The 19,844-nt window shown below is 70.2% G+C and carries 15 protein-coding genes and 1 tRNA gene; 12 read left to right on the top strand and 4 right to left on the bottom strand.

Features of this window, described 5'->3' with window-relative positions; all coding sequences use genetic code 11:
* Nucleotides 1-105: 105 nt before the first annotated feature.
* The gene (locus BM249_RS13715; protein ID WP_177232415.1) at nt 106-2,469 is read right to left on the bottom strand and encodes a primosomal protein N'; all 2,364 of its coding nucleotides are present in this window, start codon (nt 2,467-2,469) and stop codon (nt 106-108) included.
* 128 nt (nt 2,470-2,597) lie between these two features.
* Between BM249_RS13715 and BM249_RS13710 the strand changes: the two genes are divergently transcribed.
* The 4 genes from BM249_RS13710 (at nt 2,598) to BM249_RS13695 (ending at nt 6,781) form a co-directional block, all read left to right on the top strand.
* Nucleotides 2,598-3,638, top strand: coding sequence for an ABC transporter ATP-binding protein (locus tag BM249_RS13710; RefSeq protein ID WP_091972654.1), 1,041 nt, complete (start codon nt 2,598-2,600; stop codon nt 3,636-3,638).
* A gap of 132 nt (nt 3,639-3,770) precedes the next feature.
* Nucleotides 3,771-4,793: an extracellular solute-binding protein gene (locus tag BM249_RS13705; protein ID WP_091972652.1), complete on the top strand. Its 1,023-nt coding sequence runs from the start codon at nt 3,771-3,773 to the stop codon at nt 4,791-4,793.
* A gap of 121 nt (nt 4,794-4,914) precedes the next feature.
* Nucleotides 4,915-6,567 (top strand): ABC transporter permease, encoded by a 1,653-nt coding sequence (locus tag BM249_RS13700; protein ID WP_244528750.1) that lies wholly within the window; start codon nt 4,915-4,917, stop codon nt 6,565-6,567.
* A 139-nt stretch (nt 6,568-6,706) separates the two neighbouring features.
* Nucleotides 6,707-6,781, top strand: a tRNA-Val gene (locus BM249_RS13695).
* Between the two features lie 186 nt (nt 6,782-6,967).
* Here BM249_RS13695 and BM249_RS13690 read toward each other — a convergent pair.
* Nucleotides 6,968-7,564 carry a hypothetical protein gene (locus BM249_RS13690; RefSeq protein WP_091972650.1) on the bottom strand — a complete coding sequence of 199 codons (597 nt, stop codon included), beginning with the start codon at nt 7,562-7,564 and terminating at the stop codon, nt 6,968-6,970.
* A 188-nt stretch (nt 7,565-7,752) separates the two neighbouring features.
* Here BM249_RS13690 and BM249_RS13685 point away from each other — a divergent pair, with 188 nt between their 5' ends.
* From BM249_RS13685 to BM249_RS13655, 7 genes are all read left to right on the top strand, one after another.
* The gene (locus BM249_RS13685; protein ID WP_091972648.1) at nt 7,753-8,169 is read left to right on the top strand and encodes an NTF2 fold immunity protein; all 417 of its coding nucleotides are present in this window, start codon (nt 7,753-7,755) and stop codon (nt 8,167-8,169) included.
* Nucleotides 8,170-8,395: 226 nt separating this feature from the next.
* A complete protein-coding gene (locus BM249_RS13680) occupies nt 8,396-8,635 on the top strand; it encodes an Lrp/AsnC ligand binding domain-containing protein (RefSeq protein ID WP_091972646.1) in 240 nt (79 codons plus the stop codon).
* A 209-nt stretch (nt 8,636-8,844) separates the two neighbouring features.
* A complete protein-coding gene (locus tag BM249_RS13675) occupies nt 8,845-9,219 on the top strand; it encodes a DUF4440 domain-containing protein (RefSeq protein WP_091972644.1) in 375 nt (124 codons plus the stop codon).
* A 248-nt stretch (nt 9,220-9,467) separates the two neighbouring features.
* Nucleotides 9,468-11,579, top strand: coding sequence for a carbohydrate porin (locus tag BM249_RS13670; protein WP_091972642.1), 2,112 nt, complete (start codon nt 9,468-9,470; stop codon nt 11,577-11,579).
* 356 nt (nt 11,580-11,935) lie between these two features.
* Nucleotides 11,936-13,234, top strand: a complete 1,299-nt coding sequence (locus BM249_RS13665) for an efflux RND transporter periplasmic adaptor subunit (RefSeq protein ID WP_091972640.1) — start codon at nt 11,936-11,938, stop codon at nt 13,232-13,234.
* Between the two features lie 190 nt (nt 13,235-13,424).
* A complete protein-coding gene (locus tag BM249_RS13660; RefSeq protein ID WP_091972638.1) occupies nt 13,425-16,589 on the top strand; it encodes an efflux RND transporter permease subunit in 3,165 nt (1,054 codons plus the stop codon).
* A 113-nt stretch (nt 16,590-16,702) separates the two neighbouring features.
* A complete protein-coding gene (locus BM249_RS13655) occupies nt 16,703-18,247 on the top strand; it encodes an efflux transporter outer membrane subunit (protein ID WP_091972636.1) in 1,545 nt (514 codons plus the stop codon).
* 121 nt (nt 18,248-18,368) lie between these two features.
* On the opposite strand, the gene dps is transcribed toward BM249_RS13655, so the two are convergent.
* Together dps and BM249_RS13645 are read right to left on the bottom strand one after the other, a co-directional pair.
* Complete coding sequence (dps, locus tag BM249_RS13650) at nt 18,369-18,920, bottom strand: DNA starvation/stationary phase protection protein Dps (protein ID WP_091972634.1); 552 nt, start codon at nt 18,918-18,920, stop codon at nt 18,369-18,371.
* A gap of 215 nt (nt 18,921-19,135) precedes the next feature.
* Entirely contained in the window at nt 19,136-19,387 is a 252-nt protein-coding gene (locus BM249_RS13645; RefSeq protein WP_342029859.1) for a hypothetical protein, read from the bottom strand.
* A 206-nt stretch (nt 19,388-19,593) separates the two neighbouring features.
* Between BM249_RS13645 and BM249_RS13640 the strand changes: the two genes are divergently transcribed.
* A complete protein-coding gene (locus BM249_RS13640; RefSeq protein ID WP_091972633.1) occupies nt 19,594-19,842 on the top strand; it encodes a hypothetical protein in 249 nt (82 codons plus the stop codon).
* Nucleotides 19,843-19,844 lie beyond the last annotated feature (2 nt).

The raw sequence follows: 19,844 nt of genomic DNA, 5'->3' as shown, positions 1-19,844 counted from the left end.
TCCCCGCCACCGCCGCCGCTGGACACCCTTGAAACAAGACCGACGAGTAAAGCGCACCTCTTCAAGGCCCGCTTTGCGTCGCCGCTGAGTTGAATGGGGCTCGCCCTACAAAAAACTCTGCGGATCGACGTCGATGGCGACCTTCACGTTGCCGCGAACCTTCGGCCCGCGCGCGATCCAGTCGCGCAGGTAGCTCTGCAGGTCGATGGCGCGTTCGGTCTTCACCAGCAGGCGGAAGCGGTAGCGTCCCCGCACCAGGGCCAGCGGCGCCTCGGCGGGGCCGAGCACCATCACCCCCTCGGGCGGTTCGGCCGCCCGGGCGAGGGCCTGCCCGTGGGCCTCGGCCACGGCGCGGTCGGTGGCCGAGACGATGAGGGCGGCCAGACGCCCGAAGGGGGGCAGGCCGGCGGCCTCGCGGGCGGCGATCTCCTCCTCGTAGAACCGCTCCGCATCCCCCGACAGCAGGGCGGCGATGACCGGATGGTCGGGCTGGTAGGTCTGGAGCAGGGCGCGGCCCGGCTTCTCGCCGCGCCCGGCCCGGCCCGTCACCTGCTGCAGCAGCTGGAACGTGCGCTCGGCCGCGCGCGGATCGCCGGAGGTCAGGCCGATATCGGCGTCGAGCACCCCCACCAGGGTGAGGTGCGGGAAGTTGTGGCCTTTCGCCACCAATTGCGTGCCGATGACGATATCGCAGCCGCCCTCGGCCACGGTCTGGAGTTCGGCGCGCAGACGCTCGGCCCCGCCGGGAAAGTCGCTCGACAGGACGATGATGCGCTTGTCGGGGAACAGCGCCGTCACCTCTTCGGCGATGCGCTCGACGCCGGGGCCGCAGGGGGTGAGGTTGTCGAAGGTGCCGCATTCCGTGCACGCCTCGGGGCGGCGCTCGGCATAGCCGCATTGGTGGCAGACGAGGGCCTTGCGGAAGCGGTGCTCCACGAGCCAGGTCGAGCAGTTGCGGCACTGGTAGCGGTGGCCGCAGGCCCGGCACAGGGTGAGGGGCGCGTAGCCCCGGCGGTTGAGGAACAGCAGCGCCTGATTGCCCTCCGCAAGCGTCTCGCGCACCGCCGTCACCAGGACGGGGGCGAGGAAGCTGCCCCGCTCCGGCTTGTCCGAACGCATGTCGAGGGCTTTGATGTCGGGCAGGCGCCGGCCACCGAAGCGCTCGGGCAGGACGATGTGGCGGTAGCGCCCACGTTCGGCGTTCACCCGCGTCTCAAGGGAGGGCGTGGCGGAGGCGAGGACGACGGGGCAATTCTCGATGCGCCCGCGCACCACGGCCATGTCGCGGGCGTGGTAATGCACCCCGTCCTCCTGCTTGTAGGCGGCCTCGTGCTCCTCATCGACGACGATGAGGCCGAGCTCCGTGAACGGCAGGAACAGGGCCGAGCGGGCACCAACCACCACGGCGATCTCGCCCGCCGCCACCCCGGCGCGGATGCGCTCGCGGCGCTTGCCGCCGATGCCCGAATGCCAGGTCGCCGGCCGCACGCCGAAGCGCTCGGCGAACCGGTCGAGGAACTGCGCCGTCAGGGCGATTTCCGGCATGAGGATGAGGGCTTGGCGCCCGCGCCGGACGCAATCGGCCACGGCCTCGAAATACACCTCCGTCTTGCCCGAGCCGGTGACGCCTTCGAGGAGGATGGTGGGCGCGCGCGGCCTGCCATCCCCGGCCCCCACGGCGAGCTTGCCCTGCGCTTCCGGCACCGCAACGGCCTCCCTCTCCTGGACGGAGAGGGTTGGGGTGAGGTGTGGGGCCTCTCCGGAGATTTCACAGACCTCGCCCTGCCCCTCTCCTGGAAGGTGTGGGGACCCGAGCCCATCCGCGAGGGACAGCGCTGCGCCCCCGGCAGGCACCGGATACATCAAGGCGATGAGATCGCGCACGGCCTGCGCTTGCGCCTCCGACAGGGGCACGCGGGCATGGTCCGGATCGGGCGGCAGGGCCACGGGCTCGGGGGCCAGCGCCAAGGCCTCCAGGGCGCCGTCGTCGATGAGGCCGTCGACCACGCTGAGCGACACGCCGGCCTCCTTGGCGAGCGCGCTCTTGCCCCGCAGGGTGCCATCGGCGGCCACGCTCAGCACCTTCAGCCGTGCCGCCGTCGGGCGGGCGGGCGCCTTGCCCGAGGCGCGCACACCGATGCGCACGGTCTCGCCCTGGGCCGCCTCGTCGGGCAGGCGCAGGGCCATGGCCAGCGCCGAGCCCTTCGGCGCCAGGGTGTAGCGGGCGAGCCAGTCCACGAGTTCGCGCAACGGACCGGCGAGCGGCGGCACCTCGATGCGGCCGGTGACCGGGCGCAGGTTCGAACCCGACGGGCTCTCGCGCACGCCCCAGACGACCCCGACGGTCTCGCGGGGCCCCAGCGGAATCTGCACCACGTCGCCCACCGCCAGGGTGAGCCTGGCCGGCACGGCGTAGCTGTAGGCGCTGTCGAGCGCCAGCGGGATCAGGATGTCGGCGACGCTGGGCATCGGCGCGAAAGGTTCTGGAACATAACCGGAATATAGGCATGATCGGGTCTCAGCGCGACGGGCTCCGCATTGCCCTCGGGGCAGATCGGCTCTCTAACGGGCTCCCTCATCGCCTGAGCCCGGTGCCGATGCCCGCCACGCCCCGCCTCGAACTGCAGGATCTCGGCCTCCGTTTCGGAGCGTTGCGGGCGCTCGACGGCATCGACCTCGCGGTGCAGCCGGGCGAGATCGTCGCCCTCCTCGGCGATTCCGGTTGCGGCAAGAGCACCCTGCTGCGGGTGATCGCGGGCCTCGAGCGGCCGGATCGCGGCAGCGTCCGCCTCGACGGCGCGGAAATCGGCGGCGTGCCGCCGGAAGCCCGGGGCGTCGGGCTGATGTTTCAGGATTACGCCCTGTTCCCCCACCTCACCGTGGCCGAGAACGTGCGCTTCGGCCTCCACGCCCACCCACGCGCCACGGCCCTGGCCCTCGCGGCGGCCCGCCTCGAACAGGTCGGCCTCGGTCACCGCGCCGAGAGCTACCCCGCCACCCTGTCGGGCGGCGAGAGCCAGCGGGTGGCGCTCGCCCGCGCCCTGGCGCCGGGGCCGCGCATCCTCCTCCTCGACGAGCCGTTCTCGAACCTCGACCGGCGCACCCGCGACCGGGTGCGGGCCGACACCCTCGGCGTTCTGCGCGAGACCGGCACCACCACGATCCTGGTGACGCACGACCCGGAAGAGGCGCTGGGTTTCGCCGACCGCATCGCCCTGATGCGGGCCGGGCGCATCGCCCAGATCGGGACGGGGGCAGATCTCTACGGCCGACCGGCCTCGCGCTTTGCCGCCCGCTTCTTCGGCGATCTTTTCGAAGTTGCCGCCCCGTGTCGCGCCGGCACCGTGGCGACGCCCTTCGGTCCCTGCCCCGCGCCGGGCTTCGCCGAAGGGACAGCCCTCGTCGCCTGCTGGCGCCCCGAAGTGATCCGCCTCGTGGGTCCGGGGGAGGGCCTGCCGGGCCGCGTCGTCAGCCGCCGCTTCCTCGGCACGACCGCCCTCCTCTCCATCGTCGTCGAGGGCTTCTTGGAGCCCCTCGCCCTGCCGGTGGCGGCGTCGGACGGACGGGAGATCGGCACGGTGGTGCATCTCGCGGCGGACCCGGCCGGGGCCTTTATTTTTCGAGAGGAGCGGGATTAAACGCTCGTCCTGCCGCGATCCCGGAAAATGCCTCCCGCAGCAGTTTTTAACTGTTACAAATCAAAAACTTAAGCCTTGCTTTTCCGCCCCGCCTCGCCTTCACCACCGATGAAACCCCGGGGGGAGCGTATCATGGCGGTTGGGATCAAGCGGCTCGCGTGGGCGGGCCTCGCAGCCTGGGCGACCCTCGGCACGGCGCTGGCGGCGGAGGTCAATCTCTACACCACCCGCGAGCCCGGTCTGATCAAGCCGCTCCTCGACGCCTACACGGCCAAGACCGGCACCACCGTCAACACGGTGTTCGTGGAGAAGGGGCTCGCCGAGCGGGTGGCGGCCGAGGGCGCGCGGGCCAAGGCCGACGTGCTCATGACCGTCGATATCGGCAATCTCATCGACCTCGTGGACCGTGACCTCGCGCAGCCCGTGCGCTCGCCCACCCTGGAGGCGGCGATTCCCCCGGCCCTGCGCGATGCCGAGGGGCGCTGGTTCGCCCTCTCCATGCGGGCCCGGGTCGCCTATGCGAGCAAGGACCTGAAGGATCAAAAGGGCCTGACGTATGAGTCCCTGTCCGATCCGAGCTGGAAGGGCGGCCTGTGCCTGCGCTCCGGCCAGCACCCCTACAACACCGCCCTCGTGGCCCATTACCTCGTCCGCCACGGTGCCGACGCGACGGAGACGTGGCTGAAGGGCGTGAAAGCCAACCTCGCCCGCAAACCGGCCGGCGGCGACCGCGACGTCGCCCGCGACATCCTCGCCGACACCTGCAAGATCGGCCTCGCCAATTCCTACTATGTCGGCCTCATGCGCTCGGGCAAAGGCGGCCCCGAGCAGAAAGCCTGGGGCGACGGCATCGCCGTGCTGTTGCCGACCTTCCAGGGTGGGGGCACCCACGTGAACGTCTCGGGCGCCGTGGTGGCGAAGGCCGCGCCGAACCGCGACGAGGCGGTGAAGCTCCTCGAATACCTCATCTCCGACGCGGCGCAAGGAATGTATGCCCAGGGCAACTACGAGTACCCCGTGAAGGCCGGCGCCCCCGTCGATCCCCTGCTGGCGGCGCTCGGGCCGCTCACCATCGACACCACGCCGCTGGTCGAGATCGCCCGCAACCGCAAGGCGGCGAGCCTGCTCCTCGACAAGGTCGGCTTCGACAATTGATCGGGGAACCGGGATTCCAAAGGGGGCCCCCCTTTGGCGGGTGTCGGGCGGCGCCCGACGCTTTCCCAGGGCTTCGCCCTGGACCCACGAAGGGCTTGCCCTTCGAACCCGGATTTCAGCGGTGAAGCGTCCCCTACGCGTGAGCGCTTGGCTCGGAGCCGGGGCGGCCCTGGCGCTGGCGGGCCTCGTCCTCAGCCCCGTGGCGTCCCTCGTCCTTGCGGCGGCACAAGGCGACGGGAGCCTGTGGCCGCATCTCCTCGCCCATGTCCTGCCGCAGGCGATGCGCGACACCGGCCTGCTGCTCGCCGGCGTCGGCCTCCTCGTGGTGGGGCTCGGCACCGGCACGGCGTGGCTCGTCTCGGCCTACGCGTTTCCGGGCCGGCGCTGGCTGGAAGCCGCCCTGCTGCTGCCCATGGCGGTGCCGACCTACATCGTGGCTTACGCCTATCTCGATCTCCTGCACCCCATCGGCCCGGTGCAGACGGCCCTGCGCGGCTGGCTCGGCTATGCCCGCCCCCGCGACTTCGTGCTGCCCGACCTACGCTCCCTGCCGGGCTGCATCCTGCTGCTGGGCTTCGTCCTCTACCCCTACGTCTACCTGCCGACGCGAGCCCTGTTCGTCATGCAGGCCGCGAACCTCATCGAGGCGGGGCGGATGCTCGGGCGCGCACCCGCCGCCGTGTTCCTGCGCGTGGCCCTGCCGCTGGCGCGGCCCGCCATCGCGCTCGGCGCCAGCCTCGCCCTGATGGAGACCCTCAACGACATCGGCGCCGCCGAATTCCTCGGGGTGCGGACGCTCACCGTGCAGGTCTACGCCACCTGGGTGAACCGCTCGGATCTGCCGGGTGCCGCCCAGATCGCCCTGGTGATGCTCGCCGCCGTCCTCGCCCTCGTGGCCGTCGAGCGCCACGCCCGGCGCGGGCGGGGCTTCGCCGGAACCGCCCAGCGCCCGCGCGCCCTCGCCCGCCGGCCCCTGCACGGCTGGCGGGCCGGCCTGGCCCTCGGCTTCGGGGCTGTCCCCGTCGCCGTCGGCTTCCTCATCCCGGCGAGCTACCTTGTTCGCGCGGCCTTGGAGCGCGTCATCCGTGTCGGCTGGCCCGCCTCCCTCTGGTCCGAGATCGGCCATACGGTGCTGTATGCCGGCGTCGCCACGGGCCTCGCCGCCGGGCTCGGTTTCCTCGTCGCCGCCAGTCCTCGCCTCCTGCCCGGCCGCCTCGGGCCGGGTCTGATCCGGGTGACGGGCCTCGGCTACGCCCTGCCGGGCGCCATCCTGGCCATCGGCCTGCTCGGCCCCCTGGCGCTCGCCGACACCGCCCTGTCGGATGGGCTGACGCGGGTGTTCGGCGGCGCCCCGGCGCTGATCGGCCTCGGCACGGGCGGCGCCCTCGTGGTCGCCTACCTCATCCGCTTCCTCGCCGTCGCCACCGGCACCTGCGAGGCGGGTCTCGCGCGCCTTCCCCGCAGCCTGCCCGATGCCGGGCGGATGCTGGGGCGCGGCCCCGCCGCGACCCTCGTGCGCGTCCAGGCGCCCCTGGCGTGGCCGGCGCTGCTCAGCGGCGCCCTCCTGGTCTTCGTCGATTGCGTTAAGGAACTGCCCGCGACCCTGCTGCTGCGCCCCCTCAACGTCGAGACGCTGGCGACCCACCTCTACGGCGAAGCGGCGCGGGGCACCTACGAGGACGGCACGGTGGCGGCCCTGCTCATCGTCGGCGTCGGCCTTCTGCCCGTCCTCGTCCTCATGCGCCTGGGACCCGAGCGCGAGGCACGCCCGTAAATTCCGCTTCGAAAGGATTCCCGCCTTGACGGGCCGGGGCACCTCGCCCTAGAAGGCCCTCGGTCCGGCGGCGACGCCCGGCAGCGTCCTTCTCAGGACGCGCCCCGGCGGAGAGACCCGGACCAATCTGACGTGGTGCGGACGGTTAGCACAGCGGTAGTGCGTTCCCTTCACACGGGAAAGGTCGCAGGTTCGATCCCTGCACCGTCCACCAGTCGCTTTGATGCCCTCATAATTTCCCAGACTTCCTCTTGCGATTGCATCGCGTGCAGACGCAAATCTCAACGGCGGCGTATCCGGCGGCTGGATCATGGCCGAACGCGACGACGCCGCCGGGTGGCAGTGGAGAACCTATGAGGCGCGGACGCGTCCGGTGCCGGAGGGGCCCGGTGCCCGGCCCCTACCAGCCGAAGCGGGAAGCGATGCTGTCGGCCTCGGTCTCGCCGACGGAGGGCGCAAGCCGGGCGCGCAACACGGCGCGCCACGCCGGGCGCACCTCGAATTCCTCGTCGTAGAGGCCCTCGCCGCCTTCTTCGTGCACGGCTCCGATCGTGCCCAGCACCAGCGCCATGGCGAACACGTCGGCGAAGATCGGCTCCGGCTCCCAGGCGCCCCCGCCGTGGTGCGCGTGCAGGACCGCCCCCGTCGTCCCGTCGAGGATGAAGGGATCGCCACCTTGATCGGCCACGACGAGCCACTCGTCCCGCCAGCCCGCAAGGCGCTTGCCAGTCAGTCCATGCCAGCGATAGCCGGCCTGCCCCTCCCACAGCCGGGCCAGCGGAGGGATCGCGAACGCGTTGCCGGTGGTCGGAATGGTCAGCCCGTCGGGGCCATGCGGCCCATCCTCACCATAGGGACCGACCTCCCCGTAGAAGCGGATCAGTGAGGGATGAAGCGCGATCTCGCCGTTCCAGTCGGCGGGGAACTGCGGACGGAGCGCTCCGAACGGGGCGAGGACGACGCGGACGGCTTCCGCTGTGGTGTCGAAACGGCTCATGCGAAACGGATATCCTCGACCGTGCCCGGCGGGAAGCGGGCCTGGGCGATTCGGGAGGAGACGCCTGTCGCACACCGTCGACGACGTGATCCGACCTTGGACAAGCGGCAGCGCCACGGTCTCGACACAGCCTCGTCCGCCGGTATTCCGGATCGGCCAACGCGGCGTCGGGAACAGGGGAGCCCCTCATGGCGGATGAGACCGGAGCGGAGGCGATGGCCGTGCTCCGCGGCTTCATGGCCGAAATGAACGTTTGGGAAGTGCGGCACTACCCCCCCGTCGCGGGCGGCGACCCGAAGCGGTTCGCGGAGGCCCGGCGCGATCTGGCCCCGATCTACGACCGCTACGTCACGGCGCGCGAGCGTAAGAGGGGCAAGCTGATGGCCGGCCCCGCCCTCGGATCGCCGCCCGAGTTCGATCCGGAGCGGGAGAGCACCGAGACGGTCGAGGTCATGCCGCGGAGGGTCGTGATCGTCACCCAGCAGCAGACGGGGTTCGAGATGCGCTGCCGGTACACGCTGATCCGGCGCGGCGACCGTTGGCTGCTCGACCGGAAGGAGGAGTATGACGAGTCCGACGGAAAGTGGAGAAACGCGATCCTCTGATCCGACACGGGCGCCGTGGCGTCAGACCGGGAGAGCCGGAACTCGGGAGGCGGGTTCGCTTCGGGAGGCCGCCCGGCGTGGAACGGCAGGATCGGAGCGCCCGCCGAACAACGCCTCGGCCCTACCGTTAGGCCTGGACGCCGCTCGTTAAAGGCCGGCGGCGCAGGGAAAGTTCTATGAGCGACCTGCACGCGACCCGGCGGGATCGTGAGAAGCGAACCGGATCATGAAAACCTTCTTCGTTCAGATCAAATGCGAGATCGGCAAGACCTACGCGGTCTCCGACGCCTTGCTGGCGATGGACATCGCCTCGGAGATCTACTCGACGGCGGGGCGCTTCGACATCATGGCCAAATTCCACGTCGACGCGGATATCGATATCGGCCTGTTCGTGAACGAGTTTCTCCTGCGCCTCCAGGGCGTCAGGGATTCCGAGACCATCATCGCGTTCAAGGCGTTCCACTGAGCATCGGCCGCCAACGCGGCGGCGGCTCGGAAACACGCGCCCTCCCAAGGCGTTGGAGCGTTTTCCAGGATCCCGGGATCACGGGAACCGTTCCCGTCACGGCGATCGGCCCCTCCCCTTCGCGGGCGTGCCGCTGCGTCATTCGACGCCGGAACGAACGCGCCTCCACCGGCTTCCCCGTCTGAGTTTCAGCCGGAAGGAGTGTCATCGTGGACGATGCGCGCGTGTGGAATTTCGAGAAGAGCCTGTGGGTCGGCGGGGCCGAGCATTACCGCGAACTGGTGGATGAGGAATGCCTCATGGTGCTGCCGCATCCGCCCTTCGTGCTCGGCGGCGCCGAGGCCATCGCGGCCGTGGCGAACACGCCCCGCTGGGCCGATGTCACGATCTCGGACGGGCGGATCGCCCGGCCGCAAGAAGGTCTCATCGTCATCGCCTACGGGGTCAAGGCCACGCGGGACGAGGAGACCTACGAAGCCCATTGCACCTCGACCTACCGGCGGCTCTCCCACGAGGAATGGCGGGTGGTACAGCACCAGCAGACGCCGCCGCTGGCCGTTCCGGCCGTCGACAAGGACGCCTGAAATCGCGGCGCCGAAGGGCCGAGCCCTTCGGAATCCCGGACCCGGGACCGCCCGGCACGGGCGTGTCTCCGGGGCAACAGGGCGGCGGCGCGCGGCGCGGCGCGGGATTAAAACCTTTGTGAAGGGACACGCGCCTCCGATAGGGGAGACTGCCCCTCCCCCGGCGTCGTTCGGCCGACATGCATCGGTCATCGACCGCGCTTAGGGAGGCGGGCCACGTTGCGTTGCGCCTGCCCGAGACCCGTTCGATGTCGTTGTCACCCCGCCCGTCGCGCAGGCTCACCGAGACCGCCGCCCTGTTCATCGGGTTCGGCTTCGCGACGGCCCCGATGGCGCGGGCCGCCGATCCGGCCGCGCCGGTCACACCGCCATCCTTCGTCGATTGGAGCGGCCCCTATCTCGGCCTCGAGGGCAGCGCCGGGGCCTCGTTCGGTGCCTTCGGCTTCGGCCCCACCGCCGTCGGCGGCCGTCCAGTGCCGGCGTTCAAGACCGGCGACGCCACCGGACGGTCCGACCGGGGTCGCGACGCCACCACCGCCGTGGGCGGCGCCTTCGCGGGCTACAACTGGCAGACCGGGCCGTGGCTCGCGGGCCTGGAGGTGGATGCCTTCGGCAGCAACCTGAAGCGGCCCGTGGCCTCGACGGTCACGGGCTTCGGCACCGAGGGGATCGATCCGGCATTCGGCCTCATCCGGGTCAAGGCCGATACATTCGGCTTCCTGCGGGCACGTCTCGGCGTCGCCTTCGAGCGGAGCCTCGTCTACGCCACCTTCGGCCTCGCCGGAGCAGAGGCGCGCTTCCTCGCCACCTATCCCGATCCGGCCACGGGCGCCGTCGCGACGGCACGCCAGACCCGCGGCTATCTCGGCTTCACCCTCGGGGCGGGCGTGCAATTCGCCGTGAACGATGAGATGAGCCTCGGGATCGATTACCGCTACAACGATCTCGGGGGCAGCGGCCGGTTCGGCCTCGGCGCCGTGCCGGGGGGCGGCCCGGTCTCCACCCGCGCGAGCTTCGTCGCCAACGAGGTGATGGCCCGCCTCGTCTGGCATCCGGGCGGGCTTCGGCTGCCCGCCGAGGCCGACGACGCGGCGCCGACGAGCCCCCTGGCGGAACGGTTCTCCCTCCACGGCCAGACCACGTTCTTCAACCAGGCGGTGTCGGGCTTTCCTGCCCCCTATGCCGGCCCGAACAGCCTCGTGCCGAACCAGGCCCAGGCGACGACGACCGCGACCCTGTTCCTCGGGCTGAAGCTCACGGACAGCACCGAACTCTATTACAACCCGGAATTCTCCCAAGGCTTCGGCCTCAGCCGCACCCTCGGGGTCGCGGGCTTCGTCAACGGCGAGGCCCAGAAGGCCGGCGCGCCGTTCCCGAAGCTGCGCTCCGCCCGCTACTTCGTGAAGCAGACCTTCGGTCTCGGCGGCGAGACCGAGACCCTGCCTGACGGACCGAATCAGGTCGCCACCACCTACGACGTCGAGCGGATCACGCTCATCGCCGGCAAGTTCGCCATGGGCGACTTCTTCGACGGCAACCGCTACGCCCACGACCCGCGCGTGGACTTCGCCAATTGGGGCCTGTGGAGTTCGGCCGCCTGGGATTTCCCCGCGAACCTGCCGGGCTACACCCAGGGTCTCGTCGTCGAGTACAACCGGCCCGAATTCGCCGTGCGCGCCGCCTACACCCAGGTGCCGAAAGAGCCCTCCAGCGACGTCCTCGACCCGAGGGTGTTCGAGCGCGGCGGCCTCGTGGTGGAGTTGGAGGAGCGCCACGTGCTGCCGCTCCTCGATCAGCCCGGCAAGCTGCGGCTCGGCGCCTTCACCAATGTCGGCAACAGCGCCAATTACCGCGACGTGGTGGGGCTGCGCCAGGCGGGTGTGTTCGACGACATCAACGACGCGGCGGGCGCCACCCGGCACCCGCGCCGCAAGAGCGGATTCTACATCAACCTCGAACAGGCGGTGACGGCCGACCTCGGGGTGTTCGCCCGCGCCAGCGCCGCCGACGGGCGCAACGAGAACCTGTCCTTCACCGACATCGACCGCAGTTTCTCGGGCGGCCTCTCCCTGAAAGGCACGGCCTGGGGCCGGGCCGACGACACCGTGGGGCTCGGCACCTCCATGAACCAGCTGTCGCCGTCCCACCGCGCCTTCTTCGCCAATGGCGGCCTCGGGCTCCTCATCGGCGACGGCCGCCTGACCTACGCCCCCGAGCGCGCCGTGGAGGCCTATTACGCGCTCAGCCTCGGCAAGGCCCTGGTGCTCACGGCCGATTATCAGTTCGTCGCGAACCCCGCCTACAACCGCGATCGCGGCCCGGCCCATTTCTTCGGCACCCGCCTGCATGCGGATTTCTGAGGTGATGCCGCGCCCTCGACGAGACCCCGCCGCGGCGGGCCCCGCCCCATCGGCGTTCGCGGACCGCGCGGGTCACGCCGGCCCGTCGGCGTTTTTCGAAGCGGTGGGCGATGGTCGGCTGCGGGCGTCACGCACCTGTGTGCGATCCGGACGGTGGGTGTCATTCTCCCGTCACGAATCCGGTCCCTTGGATGCACCGGGCGCCATCGAATCGAGCGCCATCTTTCGGCCTGAAACGAGTCTCCTATCCCGGCTCCGCTGCCCCAACCCGTTCCGCCCCGGCGGGATGGCGTGACGGCCCGGACATCCGCGTTTCCACCTCCTCCGATTCGTCCCGGCCATCCGGAAAGTCTCCCATGTCCTCAGCTCCCCGGAAGGGCGTTTCCAAACTCATGCTTGGGCTCGGGCTGGCGGTCTGCGTCGGGCTCGGCGCCGTCGCCTGGTCCGAACGTGAGTCCCCCTTCGGCAAATGGGCGACGGAGACGATCCGCGAGCGCGTGGCCCGGATCGTGTCCGGGGGCGACGACGACGATGCGGATCTGACCGTTCAGCGCGCCGGCCCCGTGCCGCGCAGCTTCCGGCCGACCCCGGCCCAGCGCGCCGCCCTGCAGATCGCCGCCGTCGAGACCCGGACCTTCCGGCCGGAAGGCATGGCGGAGGGGCGCATCGCCCTGAACGACGACGACAACGTGCCCGTGACCTCGCCGTATTCCGGCCGGGTGACGAAGGTGCTGGTGCGGGCGGGCGACGAGGTGAAGGCCGGCGATGTCCTCCTCACCATGGAGGCCGCCGACATGTTGCAGGCCCAGAACGACTATCAGGCGGCCCTCAACACCATCGCCAAGACCACGGCCCTGCTGAAGCTCGATATGACCATCGCGGCCCGGCAGCAGGAGCTGTTCCAGGCCAAAGCCGTGGCCCTGAAGGACTACCAGTCGGCCCAGAACGACGTCATCGGCGCCCAGAGCGACCTCAAGACCGCCGAAGCCAGCCTCGAGGCGGTGAAGAACCGCCTGCGCATCCTGGGCAAGTCGGATGCCGAGATCGCCGCCTTCGAGAAGAAGGGCAGCATGAGCCCCGAGACGCAGATCCGGGCGCCCATCGCCGGCACCATCGTCCAGCGCAAGGTCGGCATCGGGCAGTATCTCAGCGCCTCCTCCGATCCGGTCTTCGTCATCGGCGACCTGTCCACGGTCTGGCTCGTGGCCAACGTGCGCGAGAGCGAGATCCCGAAGATCCGCCTCGGTCAGGAGGTCGAGGCGCGGGTGGCGGGCTTCAGCGCCCGCACCTTCACATCGAAGGTCGATTACGTCGCGGCGAGCCTCGATCCGGCGACCCGCCGCCTCTCCGTGCGCAGCGAGATCGAGAATCCCGACCGGCTGCTGAAGCCCGAGATGTTCGCGAGCTTCACGATCTTCACGGGGCCGGGCCAGGCCGGGCCAGCGGTGCCCTCGGCCGCCATCGTGTACGAGGGCCGGCGCGCCCAGGTCTGGGTCGCCCGGCCCGACGGGGCCATCGAGGCCCGCACCGTCACCCTGGGGCTCGCCAGCAAGGGCATGGTCCAGGTCGTCGAGGGGCTCAAGGCCGGCGAGGAGATCGTCACCCGCGGCGCCGTGTTCATGGATCGCGCCGTCAGCGGCGACAAGGCGTCTTGAATCGGGCCCGACCGATGACCCGGGCCGTGCCTTCGCTCATCCGGGGTGCACAGTCCCCTCTCCCCGCTGGCGGGGAGAGGGGACTGTGCACCAGCGGTCCGCCTAAGGCTCGCAGGCCTGCCGTCTGCCAAACCTCTCGTCCTCAAAACGATTTTCCCAGCCCTGACCGGCCGACCGTGACCTGCGCGCGATGAACAGCCTGATCGTCTTCGCCCTGCGCCAGCGCGTGCTGGTGTGCCTCATGTTCGTCGCCATGCTGGCGCTGGGCTATGCCAGCTACACGCAGCTGAACATCGAGGCCTATCCCGATCCGGTTCCGCCGCTCGTCGACGTCATCACGCAGAATCCGGGGCAATCGGCCGACGAGATCGAGCGCTACATCACCATTCCCCTGGAGGTGCAGCTCGCCGGCATCCCCAACGCCACGGTGGTGCGCACCATCTCGCTGTTCGGCCTCTCCGACGTGAAGGTGCAGTTCAACTACAACTTCACCTACCAGGAAGCGCTCCAGCGGGTGCTCAACCGCCTGTCGCAGCTGCCGCCCCTGCCGGGCGGGGCCCAGCCGCAGATCTCGCCGACCTCCCCCGTGGGCGAGATCATGCGCTACAAGGTGACGGGCCCAGCCGGCTACTCGTCGACGGAACTGAAGACCCTGCAGGACTGGGTGCTGCAGCGCCGGTTCAAGGCGATTCCCGGCGTCGTCGACGTCACGGCCTTCGGCGGCAAGACCAAGGAATACGAGATCGCCGTCGATCTCACCCGCCTCCAGGCGCAGGGGCTGACCCTGGTCCAGCTCGTGACGGCGCTGAACAACTCCTCCATCAACGTCGGTGGCCAGACCCTCAATGTCGGCGAGCAATCGGCGGTGGTGCGCGGCGTCGGCCTCATCCGCGACATGGACGACATCCGCGACACCATGCTGACCCAGGTCGGCGGCGTGCCGGTCCTCGTGCGCGACGTCGCCGACGTCCGGGTCTCCAACGCGCCGCGCCTCGGCATCGTCGGCCATGACGGCCAGAACGACATCGTGGAGGGCATCGTCCTCATGAGCCGGGGCGGCAAGAGCCTGCCGACCCTGCGCCTCGTGGAGGCCGAGATCGACAAGATCAACGCCAGCGGCATCCTGCCTCCCGACGTGAAGGTGGAGCGGATCTACGACCGCAGCGGCCTCATCCACACCACCACCCATACGGTGATGCACAACCTCGTCGTCGGCGTCGTGCTGGTGTTCGCCGTGCAGTGGATGTTCCTAGGGTCGCTCCGCAGCGCCGTCATCGTGGCGGCGACGATTCCCTTCGCCCTGGGCTTTGCCATCCTCATCCTGGTGATCCGCGGGGATTCGGCCAACCTCCTGTCGCTCGGCGCCATCGATTTCGGCCTCATCGTCGACGCCACCGTCATCATGGTCGAGAACATCTTCCGGCACCTCGCCGAACCGGAGCACAGCGAGGGCCAGAGGGCGCCGGGCGGCCTCGACGGGCGGCTCGGCACCATCGCGATCGCGGGGGCGGAGGTGAACCGGGCGATCTTCTTCTCGGCCACCATCATCATCGTCGGCTTCCTGCCGCTCTTCACCCTGACGGGCGTCGAGGGCCACATCTTCGGCCCCATGGCCAAGACCTACGCCTACGCGCTCATCGGCGGCCTGCTCGCCACCTTCACGGTCTCGCCCGCCCTCTCGGCCCTGATCCTGCCCAAACACGTGGAGGAGCGCGACACCCTGGTGGTGCGCCTGCTGCGCTTCGGCCACGTCCTCATCCTGCGCTTCGGCCTTCGCCACAAGCTGCTGTCGCTCCTCGTGGTGGCGGCGATGCTCGGCGCCTCCGCCATCGCGGCCCGGACGCTCGGCCTCGAATTCCTGCCGAAACTCGAGGAGGGCAACCTCTACATCCGCGGCACCATGCCGGCCTCGATCTCGCTGGAGGCCGGCAACGCCTATGTCGAGCGCCTGCGCAAGATCATCTCCGACGTGCCGGAGGTGGTCACCGTCCTGTCGCACCAGGGCCGCCCCGACGACGGCACCGACGCCACGGGGTTCTTCAACGTCGAGATCCTGGCGCCCCTCAAACCCTTCGACCAGTGGCGGCCCGGCCTCGACAAGGAGACCCTGGTGCGCACCCTGTCGAAGCAGTTGGACGAGACCTTCCCCGGCGTCGAGTTCAACTTCTCCCAGTACATCGAGGACAACGTCCAGGAGGCGGCCTCCGGCGTGAAGGGCGAGAACTCCGTCAAGATCTACGGCAACGACCTCGTGGAGCTCACCCGCACGGCGGAGGCCGTGAAGGCGGCGCTGGCGAAGGTGCCCGGCGTCGCCGACCTCGCGGTGTTCGCCTCCCTCGGCCAGCCCACCGTGCGCATCGACATCGACCGGCGCAAGGCCGCGCGGTTCGGCCTGGCGCCCGGCGACGTCAACACCACCGTCCAGGCGGCCATCGGCGGCCAGACGGCGGGCGACCTCTACGAATACGGCTCGGACCGGCACTTCCCCATGCGGGTGCGCCTCGCCTCGGAATACCGCAGCAGCCTGGAGACCATCCGCAACATCACCGTGGGGGCGACGAACCCGGCCGGCGGCATCATCCCGGTGCCGCTCTCCGAGATCGCCACCGTGGAGCTGACCTCGGGCGCGGCCTTCATCTACCGCGAGAACCAGGAACGCTACATCCCGGTGAAGTTCTCCGTCCGCGGGCGCGATCTGGGAGGCGCCGTGCTCGAGGCCCAGAGCCGGATCGCCCAGGAAGTGACCCTGCCGTCGGGCTTCCACCTCGAATGGGTCGGCCAGTTCACCAACCTGAAGGACGCCGTGGCGCGCTTGAGCGTGGTGGTGCCCATCACCATCGCGCTCATCGCGCTCCTGCTGTTCGTCAACTTCGCGTCGATCACCGATACGCTGTTGACCCTGAGCGTGCTTCCCATGGCGATGATCGGCGGCATCTTCGCCCTCGCCCTGACGCTGACGCCGTTCTCCATCTCGGCGGCCATCGGCTTCATCGCCCTCTTCGGCATCTCCACCATGGAGGGGGTGATCCTGCTGTCGTACTACAACCAGCTCCTCGACGAGGGCTGGGAGCGCACGGCCGCCGTATGGCATGCCTCCAACGTCCGCATGCGCCCGGTGATGATGACCTGTGTCGCCGCCTGCGTCGGCCTCCTGCCGGCGGCGGTCTCCACGGGCATCGGCTCGCAGGTGCAGAAGCCCCTCGCCCTCGTGGTGGTGGGCGGCATCCTGCTCGCGCCCAACCTCATCCTGGTGGTGGTGCCGATCCTCATCGGCCTGTTCTCGCGCCGCAAGCCGGCGCCGGGCGTGCGCCCGCCGGAGGCCGCGCACGCGGCGGCTTTGGCCGAGGTGGCGTGATGCGGGCGACACAGAGAGGTGAAAGCTTCGTCAACGCGGAGGCCTCCGCGTTGACTCCCGCGCCGCAGCATCGCCCATACGGAGCCAGAAGGCCCGGCGGAGTCGGCGACACCATGCGACGCACCACGACGATCCCCGGCGCCCCGCTCCTGCGCAGAACCGCGGGCGCGGTCCTGCTCGCGGCGCTCGGCGGCTGCGTGGTCGGCCCCGATTACGTGCCGCCGGCCCCGCCGCCGGTGACCCGCTACACCCGCGAGCCCCTGACCAACCCCACCGCCACCGACAAGGTGACGACGCGCCAGGGCGGCTCGGCCGACCAGAACTTCATCGCCGGGGCCGACGTGCCCGGCCGGTGGTGGACCCTGTTCCATTCGCCCGCCCTCAACCGGCTGGTGGAGGAGGCGCTGGCCAACAACCCGAACCTCGACGCCGCCCAGGCGGCCCTGCGCATCGCCCAGCAGAATGTCGAGGCCCAGCGCGGCACCCTGTTCCCGCAGCTGGCCTTCAACGGCCTCGGCTCGCGCCAGAAGGTGCCGGGCGGCGCCCTGCAGAGCCCGCTCAACGACCAGCGCCAGCTGTTCTACAGCCTCTACACCCCGCAGGTGACGGTCTCGTTCGTGCCCGACGTGTTCGGCGGCAACGAGCGCCAGATCGAATCGCTGGAGGCGCAGGCCGAGAACCAGCGCTTCCAACTCGAGGCCGCCTACCTCTCGCTCACCGCCAACGTGGTCCTGGCGGCGATCCAGGAGGCGTCGCTCCGCGCCCAGATCGACGCCACGAAGCGGGTGATCCAGGCCCAGACCGAGGTGCTGACCCTCTACAACAAGCAGCTCTCCCTGGGGCAGATCGCCGGGGCCGACGTGGTGCAGCAGCAGGCCGCCCTCTCGGTGTCGATGCAGTTGCTGCCGCCCCTCGAAAAGCAGCTGTCGCAGCAGCGCAACCTGCTGACCGCCCTCCTCGGGCGTTTCCCGAGCGAGGAGATCGGGCCGACCTTCACCCTCGCGTCCCTGCGCCTGCCGACGCGGCTCCCCGTGAGCCTGCCCTCGAACCTCGTGCAGCAGCGTCCCGACGTGAAGGCGGCCGAGGCCAACGTGATGCAGGCGAGCGCGCAGGTGGGCGTTGCCGTCGCCAACCGCCTGCCGCAGTTCAACATCACGGCCAATGGCGGCTCGAGCGCCGTGAAGATCGCGCAGCTCGCGAGTTCGGCGGCAACGTTCTACGGCATCGTCGGCACCGTGGCGCAGCCGATCTTCGACGCCGGCACCCTGTTCCGCCGCCAGCGCGCGGCGGAGGAGACCCTGGATCAGGCCCAGGCGCAGTACCGCGCCGTGGTGATTGCGGCGTTCCAGAACGTCGCCGACGCCCTGCGGGCCCTGCAATCCGACGCCCAGGCCGTGGCGGCGGCCGCCGCCGCCGAGAAAGCCACGAGCCAGAGCCTGGAGCTCATCCGCAAGCAGTACACCGCGGGCGCCATCAACAGCACCCAGGTGCTCATCGCCCAGCAATCCTACCTCTCGGCCATCGTCACCTCGGCGGCCGCGCGGGCGAACCAGTATGCCGACACGGCGGCCCTGTTCCAGGCGCTCGGCGGCGGCTGGTGGAACCGCAACGACGTCCGCCCCCCGAAGCCCGAGCGAGACCCGGCGCCGTTTTTGTAGGGACGGACCCTGCGGGTGCCTCCTCTCCCCGCCTGCGGGGCGAAGGAGCGCGCACCCGGCGTGCCACTCAACGAAAAAAGGCGCCGGAACCCGGCGCCCTTCGTCAGATCGTGAAAACGCTTCAGCGCTGGCCGGAATGGTCGCCGTCGCGCATCTGGCCCGTCGGCTCCTGGACGTGAGCCTCAAGGAACCACAGCTGCTTGTCGACGCCGCGCGAGACCTCCGTGAACAGGTCGGCCGTGCCGGCGTCGCCCGCCTCGTCGGTGTCGTCGATGTTCTGGCGCACGGCGTTGGCGTAGACGGCGTAGCGGTCGATGAGGGCCGCGACGTGGTCGGCGATGGCGTAGGCGTCCAGGGGATAGGGGGCGAGCTGCGAGGCGCCCGCCACGGCCGTCGCGGTGCCGCGCGCCGTGCCGCCGAGCTGGGTGATGCGCTCGGCCACCTTGTCGTTGTAGTCGTCGAGTTCCGCGCGGAAGCCGTCGAGCATCTCGTGGATGCCGATGAATTGCGGCCCCTTCAGGTTCCAGTGCGCCTGCTTCACCGCCAGCGCCAGGTCGATGCCGTCGGCGAGACGGGCGTTGAGGGCGTCCGTCGACACCTTCTTGGCGTTGGACTTGGTGCCGTTCTGGGTCTCGTGCAGCCGCTGAGCCGAGGAAGAGTTCGTATTCGCCATGTCCGATCCTTCGTGTTGTGGGGCCGGGTGACCCGTCGACGGGTGACCCATGCCTTCGTCGCGTGAGGCGCCATCGACAGTCGGGCGCCGTGCATCGCGCACATATCCCCAACAAGATCGCAGGGGGCCGCCGGTTCCCGACGAATCCCCCCGGCCGCGTGGCGGGTCGTCGCGGCGGGATGAACCGCACCGCCGCGACGTGAGCGCCCGTTGCGTCAGCGTGCGCCGCCGTTGGCGCTGCTGTTGGGGATCGCCTGCTCGGGCCGCGCGGCGTTGCCCCCAGCGGCCGAATCCGTCGTCACGGTGTCGGCGCCCGTGGGGCCACGCGAGATCGCGATGTTGGCGTCGTTGCCGGTGGAGTTCGGCTCCTGCTGGACCACGGTCCCGGAAGGCTGGGGCGTGCCCACCTGCGCGAGGGCCGGCGCGGCGGCGAACAGGGCGGCAGCGACGAGGACAGTTTTCATCATGGCGGGACTTCCAAGGGATGGGTCGCGGCCGGCATTCGGCCTCATACGGAACGACAAATCCCTCCGGCGCCGACGGTTTCCCGCGCGCTCTGTCACACCCCCCGGGCAATCGGAGCGGCGCGTGCAAGACTTCGCACAGCGTGAGACCTGTGCCGTCGCAGCGCGTTGCCGTACCGACGCGGCCTCACCGAGACGGAATTCTCACCATGACGAAGCTCTTCATCGCCAACATCCGCTCCCCCGCGGGAGAGCGCCCCCTGGTCACCGTCCGCGCGGCGGCCGAGGGCGAGGCACGTCTGTTCCTGTCGGCGGCTTATCCGGACGATACGATCCTCACCGTGGCCGAGCCCGGCGACTGGACCAGCGACGCCGATACGGGCAGCCGGGACGGCGACATCCGCGAGCATGCCGGCGTCGCCTGGCAGGCGCCGTCGAGCCTCGCCGGATCGGTTTGAGG

This window comes from Methylobacterium gossipiicola (assembly GCF_900113485.1).
Classification (GTDB): Bacteria; Pseudomonadota; Alphaproteobacteria; order Rhizobiales; family Beijerinckiaceae; genus Methylobacterium; species Methylobacterium gossipiicola.
The sequence above is the reverse complement of the archived record's forward strand: the minus strand, read 5'-3'. Positions and strand labels throughout refer to the sequence as shown.